This window comes from Colwellia sp. Bg11-28, assembly GCF_002836245.1.
GTDB classification, from domain to species: Bacteria; Pseudomonadota; Gammaproteobacteria; order Enterobacterales; family Alteromonadaceae; genus Colwellia; species Colwellia psychrerythraea_A.
This window is the reverse complement of the sequence record NZ_PJBA01000006.1, coordinates 888,678-906,670: the sequence shown is the minus strand read 5'-3', so window position 1 is coordinate 906,670 and position 17,993 is coordinate 888,678. Positions and strand designations below refer to the sequence as shown.

Below are 17,993 nucleotides of genomic sequence, written 5' to 3'. Positions count from 1 at the left end.
CTTTCGTGGTAATAAGCTTTAGGTCAGTGGTATTAACAAAGGGATCACTTTCAGCTAAAAGTTAACGTCAGTGTAAGTACAACTATTAACACGCATTCAAATTTGACTGGTTGTTCAGTTCATCCTCGTATATTAAAAAAATTAAACACCATGATTATTTACTAGCTAGATAAGATATTATTTTCGATAATTCATATTTAACTCGGTTAGAACGTTTTTTGCACTAACTTTTCACGTAAAAAAAATGTTACAATCAGTGCAATTATTCAACTTACGATAGCGAAGATTAGAAATGCGGATTAAATTAACCCAAGACTTGGTATGTGGCCATGATACTTTTTTAGCTGGTGAGGAGTTCGACGCAATATTGATATTACCTCGTTCAACAACAGTAGAGTTTGTTGCAAATTCAGGTAAAAAAGTCAGAGCATTTAGTTATGAATATGTGAAAGTAGCACCTGCAACAGACATCTAGCCAAACGAGTATCGTCAGGATAATCCATAAGAGAATCTAAGCAAATCTACTGATATTAATTAAGTTGGATAGTCTACAGTTGAATTTAAAATTCAACGTGATATTTCACTTAAACTGATAACTTAGCATTCTCGATTATCTTTGCTCTTGCCCCCACTACAATGACTATTCTGATGATTGAGGTTTTACTATTTTCCCACACTGCGAAGATTGAATTACCCTAGGTAAATTTTTCGCACATACAGGTTTATTATAAAAATAGCCTTGCATAATTTCGCAACCTCGCTCGATCAAGAAAATCTTTTGTGTCTCAGTTTCAACGCCTTCAGCCACAATATCTAAATTAAGGTTTTGCGCTAAGGTGATAATTGCCGATGTTATTTGGCTCTCTCTAAAATTATGCGGTAATTTAGCAATAAAACTCGCATCAATTTTAAGAGTATCAATAGGTAAACTTGTTAAGTAGCTTAATGATGAAAAGCCGGTACCAAAGTCATCTAAGGCAACTTTAACGCCCATCTTTTTAAGTTGTTTTAATATACTAGTCGCTTTATCCATTTGCTTAATGAAGCAGCCTTCAGTTATTTCAACCTCTAATAACTCTGCCGGCAATTGACTTTGAGCTAGCACCGATTCAACTGACGTGACAAGGTTACCTTGATGGAAATGTAATGCTGAAATATTTACCGCTATTCGACCACAATCAAGCCCCTGATCTAACCACAATTTTCGTTGTTTACAGGCATGCTCTAAAACCCAATGGTCAATCTCAGCAATAAAACCAAGCTCTTCAGCCATAGGAATAAACTGTGCAGGTGATACTTGCCCAAGAATAGGATTATACCAGCGTAATAAAGCCTCTACGCCCATGACTTTACCGGTAACACCATGGATTTGAGCTTGATAATTCAGTTCCAATTCATTGTGAACTAATGCTAAACGTAAGTGACTTTGTATTAACGACCGTTCTTGTGAATGAGCATTCATCGCCGGAGTAAATAATTGAAATGAATTACGACCAATATCTTTAGCACGATACATAGCGATATCGGCATTTTTCATCAGCTCTTCTTCGTTTGTCCCATCTTCAGGATAAACGGCGATACCGATAGAGGTTGTTATATTAAGTGCATGACCCTCTATATGATAAGGCTGAAGCAGTTTTTCAACGATTCGATTACAGGCTTTACAAATATGGTCGACTTCACGCATATCTGTTAGCAATAAGGTAAATTCATCGCCGCCAATACGAGCAACTGTATCCCCTTCTTTTGAACTTTCAGTCAAACGCTTAGCGAAACTTCGTAATAACAAATCGCCAATCCGATGACCGTAATTGTCATTAACTTCTTTGAAATAATCTAAATCAATGAAAAATAGAGCCATTTTATTATTTTTTCGATGTGCTATTGCTAACGCCATATCAACACGATCAAAAAAGAGCCTACGATTGGGTAATTGAGTAAGTTCATCATAAAAAGCTAAATTTTCAATGCGCTTCTCAGCAAGTTTTCTTTCACTAATATCGCTAAAAATAGCGGCAAATACTTTATTGTTGTCAACACCTTCACTAATCTCGATAATAGTTAACCATTGAGGATAAATTTCAGAATTTTTGCGTTTATTCCAAATTTCTCCCTGCCACACACCCTGTTCTAAAATACATAACCACAGCTGTTGATAAAAGTCACTCGTGTGCCTACCTGAGCTCAATATCTTTGAATTCAGCCCTAACACTTCCGCTTCTTTATAGCCTGTCACGCGAGTAAACGCAGGATTAACTGAGATGATTGTCCCCTGCTCATCGGTGATCATAATGCCATCTAAAGAGGCTTCTATAATTTTCTCAGCCACCAACAAGTGTTTTTTTGATTCTCTAAGGGCGATATCTCTTTGTTGAACTATTTGATGTAACTCTTCAACATAAGCCAATTCAATATCAGACATAATGTTGTCCATTGATAAAGTACCAATGATGGCACCATTATCATCAGACACCGCCAAGTGACGAATATTGTGACTGATTAATTGCTGGTAAGCTGAATATAAGGAATGGTCAGCATTGATAGTTTTTAATGGGTAATGTGCATGATGCCAAGCGGTCTTTTTAGTACATTCACCCCGTGCAAGCAGGCTCAGTAAATCGCGTTCGGTAACAATGCCGTATTGCCCTAATTCACTGTTGAAAATGAGTGTAGATGAGCACTCATACTTTTTCATTTGCTCAGCTACATTGTCTAATCGGCAATCATGTTGCAGTAATTGTTGGTTTTTTTTATAGCTGCTTGCTACAAGTTTTGCTTGTAAATAATGCTCTATCCCCTGGTTTTTAATGACATCCGTTTGGCTGACGATACCCACAGGGAGGTTATCAGCATCAACGACAATAAAATGTCTAACTCCGTGATGTCTAAACTTAATCGCTAACTCATTAACCGGAACATCTTGCTTAATAGTTAGCACAGGTGAGTTCATTAACTCGCTAATGCTTACATTAAATTGTTCTTGATCGCTAAAATCAATTTTACGGCAATCTGATTCAGTCCATATACCAAGCGTAAGGTTACTTTTAATGATAATTGAGCTGATATTACGTGCTCTCATACGACTAGCAGCAACATTAATCTTTGTCTCAGGCGAACACGTTAAGATACTAGATTGCATAATATCTTTAACTATTAAGTTAAGCTCTGGTGTTTTAGTATGTAACAAAATATCCCTTCCTATAAAATCTAAGTTCATCAGTCGCGAAGCTGAATCAGCTATTGCTGCTAAACGTTAAGCCAATTGTATATTCTGAGCTTTATAGGATCACTGTACTAAAATAATCGTAGCAAAAAGATGATCTAGCGCATTGATTTTTATCAAAATTAAAGACATATTTATCTTGCGAATGGAATATATTAAATGTGAATATGCTTTATCTGAAAATGACCCATAATACCCACGTCTCATAGTGACCTAGGAAGATGATATGACACCCGGAATTAATGCCGCCAAGAAGAGTAAAATTAGTTATCACGTTCATGAATATTCACATGATGCAGCAAGTGGATCCTACGGAGATGAAGCAGCACAAAAGCTTGGCATCTCAAGTGAAAGAGTTTTTAAAACTTTAGTGGTGAGTATTGATAACAAAGCACTGGTCGTTGCCATAATACCTGTGTCGGCGATGTTGAGTATGAAGTTAATAGCTAAAGCACATGGTGGTAAAAAAGCCACTATGGCATTAAAAACCGATGTTGAACGTTCTACGGGTTATGTACTCGGTGGTGTTAGTCCGCTGGGACAAAAGAAGCGCTTGAATACTTTTATTGATTCATCATCAGTCCAATTTACTACGGTGTTTGTTAGTGCTGGTAAAAGAGGTTTGGAGATAGAGTTAAGCCCACAAGATTTAAAACAACTGACTCAAGCCAAATTAACTGAGCTCTGTCAGTAAGCTAGAAAAGTGTAAAACAGACACAAAAAAGCGATAGTGCTTTACAGCACTATCGCTTAATTTACTGAGAACTAATGCTTATGAAAAGTCTCTATATTTCTAATTCAAGCCGCATCTAAACACGATTTTTAACGCTATTATTATCGTTTAAACTCAGACGTTTTGCTCCATTGTGGCCAAATATCTGATTCAGATAACTCAACGCCAATTTCAAAGAACAATTGCATATCTTCAACAGCGCCCGTTAAATCCCAATCTTGCGTATATTCATCACAAAGACCGTGATAACACTTGCTAAGAATTGGATCTAACTTGGCTCTTAACTCTGCCGTTGCTTGGTCAGCCGGGATAGAACCACCTTTTGCATATAAGGCAGGAATACCAACGTTAGCAAAAGCGAAATGGTCAGAGCGATAGTAAATTCCCGCTGCTGGTCTAGGATCACCTGAAATTATACGGTTTTGTTTTAAAGCCGCTTTCGTTAAAAAGTTATCAAGTTCAGATTGTCCTAAACCATATACCGCGACATCTTTACTCTTACCATTAGCATTTAGTGCATCCATGTTAATGTTAGCAACGGTTTTAGCTGCTGGAATTACTGGATTTGCTGCATAAAACTTTGAACCAAGTAAGCCCTGCTCTTCTGCCGTTACCGCTAAGAATGTTACTGAACGGTCAGGTCGATTCGGTAATTTTGAAAAAGCTTCTGCTACTTCAATCAAAGCTGCCGTACCTGTCGCATTATCACGGGCACCATTATAAATTTGGTCGCCTGTTTTGGTTAAATCTGTACCTAAGTGATCCCAATGCGCTGAGTATAAAATATGCTCGTCCGCTTGTTTTTGACCAGGTAAAGTTGCAATAAAGTTATATGAAATTGATTTTTTTATAGTATTTTTAACCGTAATAGAGGCATCTAAATTACCCATATCAATATTAAAACTGCCTTGTGCGGCGCGTTCTTTCATTTTATCAAAATCTAGACCTGCTTTTGCAAATAACTCAGCTGCAACAGTGCTGTTAACCCAACCTTCCACTGCAACGCGATCTTTATTTAAATCATCACGTTGAAAACTAAATTGTGGACCAGTCCAAGAGTTTTTAACTACCGACCAGCCATATGAAGCCGGTGCAGTTTCATGAATGATAATTGCCCCTTCAGCACCTTGACGGCTCGCTTCTTCATATTTGTAAGTCCAACGACCATAATAGGTCATGGCATTACCATTGAAAACTTCAGGGTCTTGTGTAGCAAAACCTGGATCATTAACTAAAATAACAACCGTTTTACCCTTAACATCAAGATCTTTATAATCGTTCCAATTATATTCTGGCGCATTAACACCGTAACCAACAAAAACAAGCTCAGAATTTTTAAGCTGCTCTAATTCACTGATTCGAGCACTGCCCATTACCATATCAGTGCCGTGCTGGTAGTTTTTACCACCAATAGACAATGTCATATCGCTTGACGCTTCAATGGATACTAACGGTACTTCTTGTAAAAAGCTGTCACCATTACCTGGCTTAAAGCCAATAGCAGTAAACTGCTCAGTTAAATATTCAAGAGTTAGTCTTTCACCTTCGCTTGATGGCGCACGACCACCAAATTTATCAGAAGATAATACTTTTACGTGTTCAATTAATTGCGCTGTATTAATGCTGTCATAGCTAGCACTAATATCTTGGGCGCTATTCCCTTGTGAAGAGTTAACTTTCGAAGAGTCATCAGACGTTGTTGCAACACAACCTACCAGCACTGCGGCCGATAAAAGCGATAATCCAATTTTTTTTATCATAATTATTATACTTATTCTGTGAAAAAGATGGTCGAAGTATAAAGGGTCTCAAAACAACTAACCAGTATCGAGATGTAAATCAACGCAAGACAAGAAACACAAACTGTCATGGTCAGTTTCCACAAGAGTAAATAATCCCCTCACATGCTGATAGATTTTAAATGCGCGCTGGTTTACAGTAATAAAATAACTGATAGCCGTTACCAATCAAACACTTTACCTATAAGAATATAATGAAAGAATCCTTAAAAGAACTCTCTGAAATAGTCGCCAAAGCCAATGATATATTTTATGACCGTAATAAAAATGTTGATACCCTCATGGGTATTATGGATAAAACATTACGTAAGCAAGGCATGAACGCAGATGCAATAACAATAGATTGTATCGCTATCAATAAGAAAATTGTCTTGGTGCTTCATGATAGCAAGCCTGATCGAGTCGACATTGCCCTTGGTGATAAAGCAGGCGTGGTTCATTCGTCAACTGAGTATGAATTAAAAAACGTTAATATTGTGCAAATACTCGATATGATGGAAGAAAACTTTCTGAACTAATTTAATAAATGAAATAGGTTTTAGAAATATTATGCCGCAATCATTGCTAACGATATCTTTAAATTAAATAAGGAATTTTTCTTTGGAATTAAATCAATTATCTGAAAAAACTATCGGTTGTCCATACTGCGGTGAATCAATCAAGGTGCTCATTGATGCATCCGAATTGGACCAACAGTACATTGAAGATTGCCAAGTATGTTGTAAACCGATAAATTTCATTATTTCTGAAAGTATTGATGGTGAGCTTACCGTGAATGTTTATAGCGAAGATGAAGCATTTTAATCATTGCCTAGTTAATAGAAAGCTAGTTAATAGATAAAGCGACACTTGTAACCCTTAAGCAAGTTCCAATTCACTAAACAGTTAACCAACGTTATAAAAGAGGAATCATGATTTCTAAAGAAGAACTAACCGAGTTCCTACACTCTGAATTTCCTCAAACAAAATGTTCGATTGATGAAGTTGGGAATCGAGGAGCAATCGTTAGACATAGGGTTGGACAAGATGAATTGCGCCCCGGTGGCACTGTCTCTGGTCCCGTAATGATGACCACGGCTGATGTTGCTCTGTACGTGGCAATCTTAGGCGAAATCGGGCTTGTGCCACTCGCCGTCACTACCAGTTTAACGATTAACTTTCTTCGTAAACCTTCACCGCAAAAGGATATTATCGGCAAGTGTACCTTGATAAAAGTCGGAAGAATTCTTGTAGTTGGCGAGGTTGAGTTGTATTCCGATGGTGAAGCAGAGCCGGTAGCCCATGTTATTGGCACGTACTCCATACCTCCGACAAAAATTAATAATGACTAAGAGCGATGCTAATTCACTTAAATGCTAGCGCTTTGATAGATAGCGTTAGCCCCAACCTTCACGTATTGAAAACTTAAGTACAGCTCAAAAAGGCATAACTAACCATTACGCTTGTCCTCAAACAAAAAAACACGCCATTATTTATCTATTAGACTTTAGTTACTCGACTGCAAGAGTAGCCAAGATTCCAAGCAATTGATTTATGTTCACCTATACTTCATCACGAGCTTTGGTGGATTTGTCTTTGAAAATACGCTGAAGTTCTCAGTTATCATAATGTTAATTCTACAATTCACCCCCTAGGAGAAACAATAATGAAAAAACGATTCATAACACTCTTTGGATTGTTAGTTCTCGCTATTACCTATGCCCAGACAGCGATTGCGACCGAGCAAGAAGTCAAAAATACTATCGTAAACGATAATGCTTATGTTAAAAAAAATCTTAAGGTACCTGAAGGCACTTATTCTAAAGAAGGTGCTATGGAGTTCTGGTCTAGTGGCGGACTCATTCAACATGTTAAAGCAGACGGTCGATTAGAAGAATATGACTCTTTCAATATCGATGTTAAACATATTGATGTGACTATTTTAGTACCTGATGAAGTTGCAATAGCGCACTATTATTCCGAGGGTTCTATGACGCCAAAAGGAAGTCCTGCGGTCAGTAATTATAGGACCCGAGTTAGTCAGATATATACTAAAGAAGCGGGGAAATGGAAGGTACGATCGTCACATTGGTCACCGATAACGGGTGGTTCAGGTACAAGTCAAACCGCCATAGTCGAATAATCCAACCTTTTTGAAAAAGAGCAAAATACAAACAATTATCTCAAGAAATAAATAGTGATGGAGAGCTCAAAATAAGCAGGGAATCTCTTCATTACAAACCCGATAAAAACAGTCATAATTGAAATTAACTTGTTAACGTTCAGTAACTTTGGTGATGTTCTCTAAGTCGGATAAGTTATGCTCAACTGTTAAGGTTGTTATCACTCCGCTCTGACAATAAACTTCTTAAAATCACATCACTTATTTGGTATTACTCATTTCTTCTTTGTGGCAATTTGCGATAAATTAATGTTATTGTTTAAGCAAAGAGCGTTCAAATTTAACTGCTCGTCATCCTCTACCAAGTGCGCTCACCTTTGATAGCTAACAACATAAGTTGTTTTTTGATTAAAGCCACGGTAAGAGTGCATGGGATTAGTCAATGACTCAAAGAACTAAGAGGTATAGAAATGGATTCAAATTTTTGGCATCAACTATGGGAAAGCAATGAAATAGGGTTTCATCAACGTGCCGTTAACCCGTTATTAGCTGAATATATCAATACCCTTTCTTTAGCTGAAGGTGACCGACTATTTTTACCCTTATGCGGTAAAACGCTTGATATTGCCTGGTTACTCTCTAAAGGTTATCGTGTTGCTGGAGCTGAACTAAATAAACCTGCCGTAGAACAGTTATTCAGTGAACTTGGCGTAGAGCCAAGGATTTCAACATTAGGAAATTTAGACTGCTATAGTGCAGAAAAAATCGATATATTTGTAGGTGATATTTTCGATCTATCTTCTGAGATATTAGGTGGCGTTGATGCCATTTATGATAGAGCTGCGTTGGTTGCCTTACCAGATCAGATGCGTAAGAAATATAGATCACATTTACTTGAAATTACCCATAGTGCACCACAACTGCTACTCACCTTTGAATACGAGCAAACGGTGATGGAAGGTCCTCCCTTTTCCATTAGTCCAGATGATGTTAAGCAGTATTACTCGGATAAATACAGTTTGAGTCTTCTCAAAAAAATAGAAGTACCTGGTGGTTTAAAGGGTAAATGTGAAGCGAGTGAAACTATTTGGCTACTGTCGGCCATCTAGTTAATTTTATGCCCTTTGTAAGTAATATAATAAGGAATAAAGTAACTAACTTGAGGAAATTGAATTGAGTTTATCTAAAAATTTTAAAATGATGTCGCTATATAATCAGCGGATAAATAGCCAATTAATGGCACATTGTCTGACGCTACCAAGTGAAACCTTAGAAAAAGACACTCACTCCTTTTTCCCCAATATTATCAGCTATTGGAATCATATTTTGTTCGGTGATTTGATTTTAATGAGCCGTTTAGCTTCAAATAATATAGCGAATCTGTCGCCATTAGATTTATCAGCATTTCCAAAGCCTGGTTCACCACAAGACCTTTATCACACTAACTTACTCGATATTGCCTTATTAAGAACACAAGTTGATGCGTTACTTATTCGCTATTGCGATAATTTAACTGAAGAGGATTGTGATAGATTTATTACTTATACCACCACTGAAGGTGTCGCTATAACCAAAGCGGTTGCAGATGTTACTCAGCATATTTTTAACCACCAAACTCATCATCGAGGACAATTAACCTGTGTATTGAGTCAGGCAGGTATTAATTATGGTTGTATGGATTTACCTGTGATTGTTGCAGAAGGCAGCCGTTAACTTATGAATAGCACGCGATTGTTGAATAACAAGCTGCAGACAAAAAGACAGCCTTAGCGGTTATTTTCTTGTCGATGCAACAACTGCAACAAAGTGCCCATAATAGAGTTTTTTACCGACTAAAGACTCTATTCCTGCTGCACTTGGGTAGGTTGACCATTTAGTTGAACTTGCCTCTACGGCTTCAACATTTGCCCAAGTAAGATGCCAACATATTTCCTCTGCGTTATCGGTTTTCACTAATATTTCGTGAGCAATAATATTTTCTTGCTCAGCATTTATTTCAATAAATAGTGACTCACTTAACGCGATCACGCGCGCTAAGTTCGCTTCTTCAACCTCAAAAACTGCAAATTCAGTACATGTTGACATCTAATTTCCTCTTAAGCCTTAACTTTTAATACAGTAAAACTAATCTTCGCTACGATAACTCGCCAGCTCAGTGCTTAAGCTAACACCTTGCAGTTTCAACTGATTTACGCGTTGTAAGTAAGCCGCACCTTTTAACATGTGCAAAGCAACGTCTACGGCGCCACGGCGAGTATAATCTTCTAAGTAAGTGCCTTTTACCCAGCTGTTAAATGCGCCAAGACTTGGGCCTGCCCAAATTTGATAATCCATTTCACGGCCTTTCTCGCCGGTATTTGACCAACGAGAGCTTAGACCTAAATACCAACGGAAAATTAATGCCATTTTACGTTTAGGGCTAGATTGTGCTCGCGCCAACATTTCAGGATCACGTTCAGTGAAAAAGGCTTCAGTACCTGCCCAAACATCATCAAGATTAGAGCGAAATATCTGCTTTTCAATCTTAAGACGTTCGTCGGCTGGAATAGCTTCAATTGAGTCATAGTTAATGTACAGCTCGTAAAGTTTCTTCGCGCGCATAGCGAACATTGAACCACGCTTAACAACTTGCAACTTAACGCCCATTTCAAACATATCTGCCGCTGGTGCCATAGTGACATCAGCCATTTCAACCTGAGCCAGTAACTTACGAGTGTATTCAGAAGCGCCTGCTTCAACACAGGCTTGGTTTACCGAGCCTAAAACAATATAAGCTGAGCCCATATTAAAGGCAGCTAATGCCGCTTCAGGGGTACCAATACCACCACCAGCACCAACACGTAGCGCTGGAGAGAAGTTGTATTGTGCTTGAACTTCATCACGAAGCGCTATAATCGTCGGTAATAAGGTTAAAAAAGGTCGATTATCGGTATGGCCACCAGAGTCTGCTTCAGCGGTTATATCATCAGCCATAGGTACAAGCTTTGACAGCTCAGCTTGCTCTTGGGTGACTTTACCTTGAGCCAGTAGCTTATCAATTAGTTTTTGCGGCGCAGGCTCCATAAAGCGACGACCAACTTCAGTTCGCGATACCTTTGCAATAACTTTATTACCGATATTTACGCTGCCATCGCTATTTTTAGATAAACCCGCTAAACGATACCAAACGATATGTTCGGTTAACCCTAAGTAAGCTGAAGCTTCTACTGTTTTAACGCCAAGCTTTAAAAAGCGTTCAACAGCGCCACGCTCTAATGCTTCTTCTGCTGGAGCATGAATCAAGTTCACCGCATAAGGCCCGTTTGGTAACTCTGCTTGAATACGTTTAATCGCATCTTCAACAGCATCTGGTACTAATCCAGCAGCGCCGAATGAACATAAAAAACCGGCTTTGCCTAAAGCGACAACGAGCTCAACTGAGGCAATGCCATTAGCCATAGCGCCGCCATGATAAGCGTATTTAACGCCATGCTGCTTTTTATAAGCATCATCACCTAAATCTTGCGGAGTTAGCTTTTGAGCAAAAGCGACAACATCCGTATCACCGGTAGCTGCAGTAGCGTTTACTACACCAAAACTATTAGCAGATTTTGCGACATAAACCGGCTTTGTTAAATCCATTAACGCTGACTTTATTTCTACATCATTGGCTTTAACAGCGCTGCTATCAACTTTCCATGCCCAATCAATTGGATTGGCATTGCTATAACTTAAATTTGACATCTTTGTTCCTATTTATCTTACTTGTTCTTATTTTTTTAAGATCTATTTGACTGACTAAGTAATGGTGTTAATCCTAATAGTTAAGCTCGAAGCCAGTTGGTGCTGTTGCAAAGAAGAAACACGGAATTGATGCCTATCAATGAGTATTTCTGATGCTGCAACAGTGCCAAATGGCAATGAGGTTAGCTGTTAGTTAGGCTTCAATAAGCGACAGGACAATATCTTTTACTTCGTATATACGTAAGCCATCTTTCGATAAGTTAGCATCGCCGACTAATCTCACTTCACCGTCTTCTTTAATGATGTCTGTAATATGCACATCAAGAGACATCTGTTTATTTAATGGCGTAATTTGACCACGATATTTCCATTTAACCAAAGTTGCTGGTGCGATAAACCTTGGGTTAGTAAATTGCTTACCTAAATCATTTTCTAATGCGTAGGTTTGCATTAATTCGATAACCGCTTCAACACCCAATGAGCCAGGCATTACCGGATCTTGGTGGAAGTGATAACGGAAGAACCAGTCTGTTGCATCAATAGTTCGTTCGCCGTGTACATAAGCAATACTCGCTTTACCGCCCCCTTCAACGATTGAAACGGTATCAATAAAGTTCATTTGACCACCCGCTAATTTGTAATGCGGTTTGTTCGATGGCGCTTGGTATAAAGGCAGATTAGAATTACTAAGATCGATCACCTTAATGTCTGATTTAGGAGTATTGTTATCAACAAACCAAGGGTGCGTTACTTTACCGTTATCAATACCTAATTGGTTCGTTAACGCATCTGCACCAAAGTAACCAAAAACGGCCGTACCTTTGTAGAACAAGTCATGACTTTCTAATGACTGAGCAGCAGCACTTTCATTTTTCACATACAGCTCAAAAGTGAAGCTTTGTACTATCATACCGCCAGCCATGGTAGTGCTTAATAATACCGATTTATTAACAATGGTTTTATCACGTAAATCCACTTGTTTGATTAAGTCACCGCTGCCATCAAGGTTGCGGAAAAATAAATCTTTTTCTGGGTATTTAAGTGTGGTGCCCATGTAACCTGAAATAAAGCCATTCGGTTGTAAGGCAATTTCCATGATTAATGAATAAGGCATCCAGTTATTAACGCTGTTTTTAGTGAAATACCATGCATCACTCGGCACATAGTATTCTGCGATACAGCTAGAAGTCTTTTTAAGATCTAAACGCTCACCTTGCACTTCGACAACTTGCGTCACGACTTGTAAATCACCACAGGGTGTACGTGGAGGAATACGACCTTTATACACGTCAAAATCAGGACCAAAACATTTAGAGATATTACCGGTAGCAAATTCAAACATATGCCAAGGTGTAAACGGTGCTTGGTTAGGTACGCGGTTTTGACCAGCTACCATTGGCGCTTCAAAATGTTGAATTGGTGTTACGCCCTTCTCTTTTGGCGCGATCAAATCAGACACAACTTTCATTAAAGCACGTTCAGGGTGTTTAAATGGCGCTACACCACGTTCATCTAGTTCAAGATTGGTGTCTGCACTTTTAACTTCGGCATTTGTTACTGGTTGCACCTTGCTTTGTTGAAGCTGAACACTGTTATCTTTAAGTTGAACATTGCCAGGTAAAGTTACCGGATATGGCGAGTTATCATCTTGTTCAGTGATCATCACTGATAAGTTTTTAAAATCAACAACCGCTTTACCATCAAGAATAATTTCGATATTCGCTTTTAAGAATGGGTAAGGAGTCATGCCCATAGCCGTTACTTCCATGCGATACGTTAACGTATTGTGCTGCGGAAGTACTTGGCCACGACAACGTACGGTTTGCGACTCACCCGGCATAGGCTGAAAGCGTGCGTTATTTACATTAGCGTGCATGCCTAATTTAAGCATTAAGAACATCGCCATTTGACCACAACCTTCACTCATTAATGAGCCGGCCATCACTTGGTCACCTTTAAAGTGACATGGGAAATACCAATGCTGTGGGTCTAAGTCTTTTTGACCTTCTAGTAAGCCTAAGCCCCAATGACCGCCTTTTGCATCAATCTTAGTAATGCGCTCTATCATTAAGAATTTCTTAGACGAGAACTTTAATGACGGATTACGACCTTGTTGGTTATATTCTTCACCAAAACAACCTGCAACATCACCATCAACCAATTTCATCATGTCAACGTAATCGAAATGCTGTTTGGCTTGTTTCGCTGCATCAATATTAGTTATTAATGGTGCAAAATCACTTTTAACGGCATTAGCTAATTCTGCTTTATCTTTATCATTTAAGATAACGCCTTTGCCATCAGCAAGTTCTTCATCAGTGAAGAAACCAGCACAACCATTACGCATGATTAATACTTTTTTATCACCAACATAACAATCGTAGTGAAAGAAGAATAATAATTGCTCGCCGTTTCGTGCATATGAGTCGATATGAATTTCATAACGCAGTGTTTCACCACCAAAGGCCATTTCTTCTAAGAAGGTTAATTCACAATCAAGTAAACGATAAACACGTTCGCCTTTGGCTTGAAAATCAATACCAATATAAGAAATTAATAATAAATCACATTGTCCTGATTCAACCGACACTGACCAAGGAATTTGACCATCGATAAGGAACGGCGCATCAACGGGAATATCATACTCAGTGCACATGTATGATTTTTTATATTCATTTACCGTAGCTTCAAGCTCGGTAACACGTGAAACTAATAAATAATCTGTGGTCGGTAAACGTACACGACGTGAATAACTGTCGATGATTTTAAACTCATCACCAAAAACTTTCGCGATATCACCTTCAGCAAATTCAACTAAATCGGCAGTATCCCAAATAATTTCTTCGGGTTTATTAAAGCGCTCTTCAAGTTGTAATGGTGGGTAGCTGTATCCTGCTGGGCCTTTGATTTTAAAACCAGATTCATTTGCCCACTGCTGGTTTTCCGCTTGTACATTTGAAGAAACAACCGAAAGCTCAGGTGCATGCTGACGTTCATTTACCGGCTCAGCTGCGCTTGTTGTTGAAACATAAGTCGGCAACCCTGCACTGACATTAGCTTGCATTTCAATCAATTTCGAAATCTGCTGACCTGCCATTTGGCGAGTATTTAAAAAGGCTTGATGTGTAGCTGATTCTTGGAAAATTTCTTTACTTGCTTGATGTTTAACATCTGCAGGTACTTGCCTCTTGCTTTGCTTATTTGCAATAGCGGTATTAGTAACTTTCTTCACTTTTACTCCGGTAACGACCGTTGATCGTGTGTGAGCTTGACTAGATAAATTAGTTGGCTGAGCGGCTTGGGATAACTTAACTTCAGCTACTTTTGCTTCAATTAGCTTAGGTTTAATGTTCATGACATTAACCGCCTGTTTAACCTGACCTAAAGGTTGCTTAGTAAAAGCTTGCTTAATCGCCGCCATTGCCGGTGCTTTAACGTTAGCAATGATGTCTGCAAAAATGGCCTTGCCACCTAAACTAATATTTTTTATTAGTTTAGGGCGTTGTTTGCCTGTAGGCGCCGGTGCTGCTTGATGGGCTAACTTGCTCGATGATAAAATAAGGTGTGCACAGCTTTCATCTTTACCTAAGCCATTCACTGCTATATGAGACGCAACATGGGAAGCTATATGAGATGTTGAGCGATCTTCATTCAGCACTTTATCATCTAACAAGAGTGCTGTTTTAATAATACTGGCAACACCACTGGCATTAAACGTATGACCAATATTGCTTTTAACACTGCTAATCACTTTGCCTGCATACAATGCTGGTAGTGCTTGAGCTTCTGCTATATTTTCAGCACTAAAACCACTGGCATGTGCTTCAACACTCGTAATATCTGCGCTGTTAAGCCCTGCAATGTTCAGTGAAGCGCTTGCGGCCTTAGTGATGGCCGCAGCATCTTTACCATTGGCAAAACTAATACCGTCTATGGTGGCGTAAATACTTTGCTCTGCAACTTGGATGACTTTAGACAGGGGTTTAACGACAAACGCACCTGCCCCTTCACCTACTCGCCATGTATTTTGTTCAAGGACATTTGCTGAGGTTGCAGAATTTGTTGAGACTGAGCCTGTTCCTACCTGCCCCTTTTCTACCGGACCGAAGTGTTGTCTTAAGGTAATATTTTCTACTGAGCCAGCTAAATCAACCGAGGCTATAATCACGGCATCAATGTCTGATGTTTGGAATAAGTTCTCAGCCAATTCTACGCAACGATAAACTGAGTTTTCTTCCGCAGAAAGCGTTATCGCAGGACCGGTAAAATCCCATAAGGCTGAAATACGTGACGCCATAATATTACCAATAAACGAGGTATATTGATTAAGCTGCGCCGCGTGAGCAACGCCATTTTTAGCGATATTGGTTAATGTTTCACGTTGCTCTGAGTTAAGCGTAACGCCTTGCTGTAATAAACTTTCTTCAATTTGTGTGCTTAAGTTAACGCGACCTCGGTATTGATGCAGCTCGAGTTCGATACCCATAGCTACAAGTACCGCAACGTTGCTACCTTCTTTAAGTCCTGCATCTTTCGCTGCATTATCAGCAACTTTCATCATCATCAGTTGCTGGGGAATTAAACAGTCTTGCTCGTTAGGTGGCACTTTGAAACGTAAAAAATCAATATCAAAGTTTTCAACATAGCCGCCCTGAGGTGCTTTACTAAGCTGCAAGGCATTCATCACATCAGTATCGTTATTAATGCCTTTCCAACGATTCGTCGGTAATTCTCTGAAAGTATTGCCATTAGTTTCGATAAGTGTTTTAAAACTAGCAAGATCTTCAGCACCACCAAAATGAGCATCCATACCAATAATGGCAAGCGGCTCACGTGTTTTGGCTTTTATCGTAATAGGCTCAAGTTGCTGTGTGGGTTGTTGTAAAACTAAATGAGCATTAGAGCCACCAAAACCAAATACACTGACACCAGCGGTTCTTGGCTTGTTTGCACTGTTAGTAGCAACTGGCCAATCGATAGTATCTGTTGGCATTTGTGCGCCGCCTAAATAACCTTTTTTAGAGCTTAATGGTTCATTTAAGTTAATAGTTGCGGGAATTTTTGCTTCATTAAGTGCCCAAATCGCTTTAGTCATACCCGGCATACCTGCCGCGGTAAGTAAGTGACCTAAATTAGATTTTACTGAGCCAAGCAAAGGTTTATTGCCGTTTTCTCTTGGGAAGCGACTAAAGAAGGTATCCATAGAGCCAAGCTCTACGTTATCGCCTTTTGGTGTACCTGTTGCATGACATTCAATGTAATCGACATCACGTGGATCAACGGCTGCATCTTCATAGGCACGTTCATAAACGAGTACTTGCCCTTTGGTATTTGGGCTAAGAACAAATTCACCTTTACCGTCATTTGATAAAGCGCCACCTTTGATAATCGCGTGAATTTTATCACCGTCACGTACCGCATCACTATGGCGTTTTAATACCATCATGCCTGCACCTTCACCGGCAAATAAGCCTTGAGAGTTTTTATCAAACGGGGCATGAATATTGTTAGCTGGGTAGGCTTGAAAGATTGAGAACCCCATATTAACAAACATAGGATCAGAGCCTGATACCGCACCGGCTAGCATCATGTCAGCTTTACCAGTATGCAAGTAATCGCAAGCCAATTTTACCGAATAACAGCTTGATGCACAGGCTGCGTCAAGCGCAAAGTGTGTACCACCAAGACCCGCAGCTTTAGCTAAAAGCGCCGCAGGGTAACCCGCAACCAGCGCATTATCTGCATGAATATTATTGGTCGAAATATCAGTATCAGAAAAATGACTTAACTGAAAATCTTTATCGATACCGGCTTTTAATGCGTTATCGACAACTTGGTGATACAACGGCATAAATAAGTGATTAGACGACTTGGTTGGAAACGATAAGTTTCCTAAAATAACGCCACATTGCTCAAGCTTATCACTGCCCCAATAACCTGCGTCGGTTAATGCTTGTTGGGTAACATACAAAGCCCACTTATTTAGATCATCTAGTTGATTTAGGTACTCTTCACTCAGCGGTGCGGTTAAACCAGCAGTGTTCTGAATAAATGATGTTGCATCAAAATTGAAATCTCGAATATAACCACCGTGCACACAGTAAAATTTATCTGTGTCGCCTTTTTTTCCGGTGTATTTTTCAGGGTCAACACCCATTTGTTCTTTGGTTGCTTTACTGCGACAATCCTGTTTCTTCAGCAATTGCTGCCAAAATTCTTCTGGTGCAGAAGATCCTGGGAATAAATTAGCAATACCTACTACGGCAATATTTTCCATACTTTCCTCGAAAAGTTTTATAAAACTTTTAAGCGTTTTATACGTCATACCCGAGATTTTTTGTCGGGTATCCAGTTTGTTTTTCTCTGCTACGCCATTAATTAGGCAATAGCCGTAGAGCTAAGTGCAATGGCTCC

At 39.2% G+C, this 17,993-nt stretch carries 13 protein-coding genes; 8 read left to right on the top strand and 5 right to left on the bottom strand.

Going from position 1 to position 17,993, the window contains the following annotated elements; genetic code table 11:
- Positions 1–292: 292 nt before the first annotated feature.
- Positions 293–475, top strand: coding sequence for a hypothetical protein (locus tag CXF79_RS10955; RefSeq protein WP_101154935.1), 183 nt, complete (start codon positions 293–295; stop codon positions 473–475).
- A gap of 165 nt (positions 476–640) precedes the next feature.
- Here CXF79_RS10955 and CXF79_RS10950 read toward each other — a convergent pair whose 3' ends face one another.
- Entirely contained in the window at positions 641–3,187 is a 2,547-nt protein-coding gene (locus CXF79_RS10950) for an EAL domain-containing protein (RefSeq protein WP_232769148.1), read from the bottom strand.
- Between the two features lie 262 nt (positions 3,188–3,449).
- On the opposite strand from CXF79_RS10950, the gene ybaK reads away from it, so the two are divergent.
- Positions 3,450–3,917, top strand: a complete 468-nt coding sequence (gene ybaK / locus CXF79_RS10945; protein ID WP_011043877.1) for a Cys-tRNA(Pro) deacylase — start codon at positions 3,450–3,452, stop codon at positions 3,915–3,917.
- 140 nt (positions 3,918–4,057) lie between these two features.
- Here the strand turns inward: ybaK and CXF79_RS10940 are convergent, their stop codons facing one another.
- Positions 4,058–5,716, bottom strand: a complete 1,659-nt coding sequence (locus CXF79_RS10940) for a M28 family metallopeptidase (protein WP_101154933.1) — start codon at positions 5,714–5,716, stop codon at positions 4,058–4,060.
- A 233-nt stretch (positions 5,717–5,949) separates the two neighbouring features.
- Here CXF79_RS10940 and CXF79_RS10935 point away from each other — a divergent pair, with 233 nt between their 5' ends.
- From CXF79_RS10935 to CXF79_RS10910, 6 genes are all read left to right on the top strand, one after another.
- Positions 5,950–6,273, top strand: a complete 324-nt coding sequence (locus tag CXF79_RS10935) for a hypothetical protein (RefSeq protein WP_011043879.1) — start codon at positions 5,950–5,952, stop codon at positions 6,271–6,273.
- An 82-nt stretch (positions 6,274–6,355) separates the two neighbouring features.
- Positions 6,356–6,559 carry a CPXCG motif-containing cysteine-rich protein gene (locus CXF79_RS10930; RefSeq protein WP_011043880.1) on the top strand — a complete coding sequence of 68 codons (204 nt, stop codon included), beginning with the start codon at positions 6,356–6,358 and terminating at the stop codon, positions 6,557–6,559.
- 107 nt (positions 6,560–6,666) lie between these two features.
- Entirely contained in the window at positions 6,667–7,086 is a 420-nt protein-coding gene (locus CXF79_RS10925; protein WP_101154932.1) for a PaaI family thioesterase, read from the top strand.
- 314 nt (positions 7,087–7,400) lie between these two features.
- Positions 7,401–7,877 carry a nuclear transport factor 2 family protein gene (locus CXF79_RS10920; protein ID WP_011043882.1) on the top strand — a complete coding sequence of 159 codons (477 nt, stop codon included), beginning with the start codon at positions 7,401–7,403 and terminating at the stop codon, positions 7,875–7,877.
- A gap of 449 nt (positions 7,878–8,326) precedes the next feature.
- The gene (tmpT, locus tag CXF79_RS10915; protein ID WP_101154931.1) at positions 8,327–8,965 is read left to right on the top strand and encodes a thiopurine S-methyltransferase; all 639 of its coding nucleotides are present in this window, start codon (positions 8,327–8,329) and stop codon (positions 8,963–8,965) included.
- A 64-nt stretch (positions 8,966–9,029) separates the two neighbouring features.
- Positions 9,030–9,569, top strand: a complete 540-nt coding sequence (locus CXF79_RS10910; protein ID WP_101154930.1) for a DinB family protein — start codon at positions 9,030–9,032, stop codon at positions 9,567–9,569.
- Positions 9,570–9,629: 60 nt separating this feature from the next.
- Here CXF79_RS10910 and CXF79_RS10905 read toward each other — a convergent pair whose 3' ends face one another.
- From CXF79_RS10905 to CXF79_RS10895, 3 genes are all read right to left on the bottom strand, one after another.
- Positions 9,630–9,941, bottom strand: coding sequence for a hypothetical protein (locus CXF79_RS10905; RefSeq protein WP_011043885.1), 312 nt, complete (start codon positions 9,939–9,941; stop codon positions 9,630–9,632).
- Positions 9,942–9,980: 39 nt separating this feature from the next.
- Positions 9,981–11,579 (bottom strand): PfaD family polyunsaturated fatty acid/polyketide biosynthesis protein, encoded by a 1,599-nt coding sequence (locus CXF79_RS10900; RefSeq protein ID WP_101154929.1) that lies wholly within the window; start codon positions 11,577–11,579, stop codon positions 9,981–9,983.
- A gap of 193 nt (positions 11,580–11,772) precedes the next feature.
- Entirely contained in the window at positions 11,773–17,856 is a 6,084-nt protein-coding gene (locus tag CXF79_RS10895) for a hotdog fold thioesterase (protein ID WP_101154928.1), read from the bottom strand.
- Positions 17,857–17,993 lie beyond the last annotated feature (137 nt).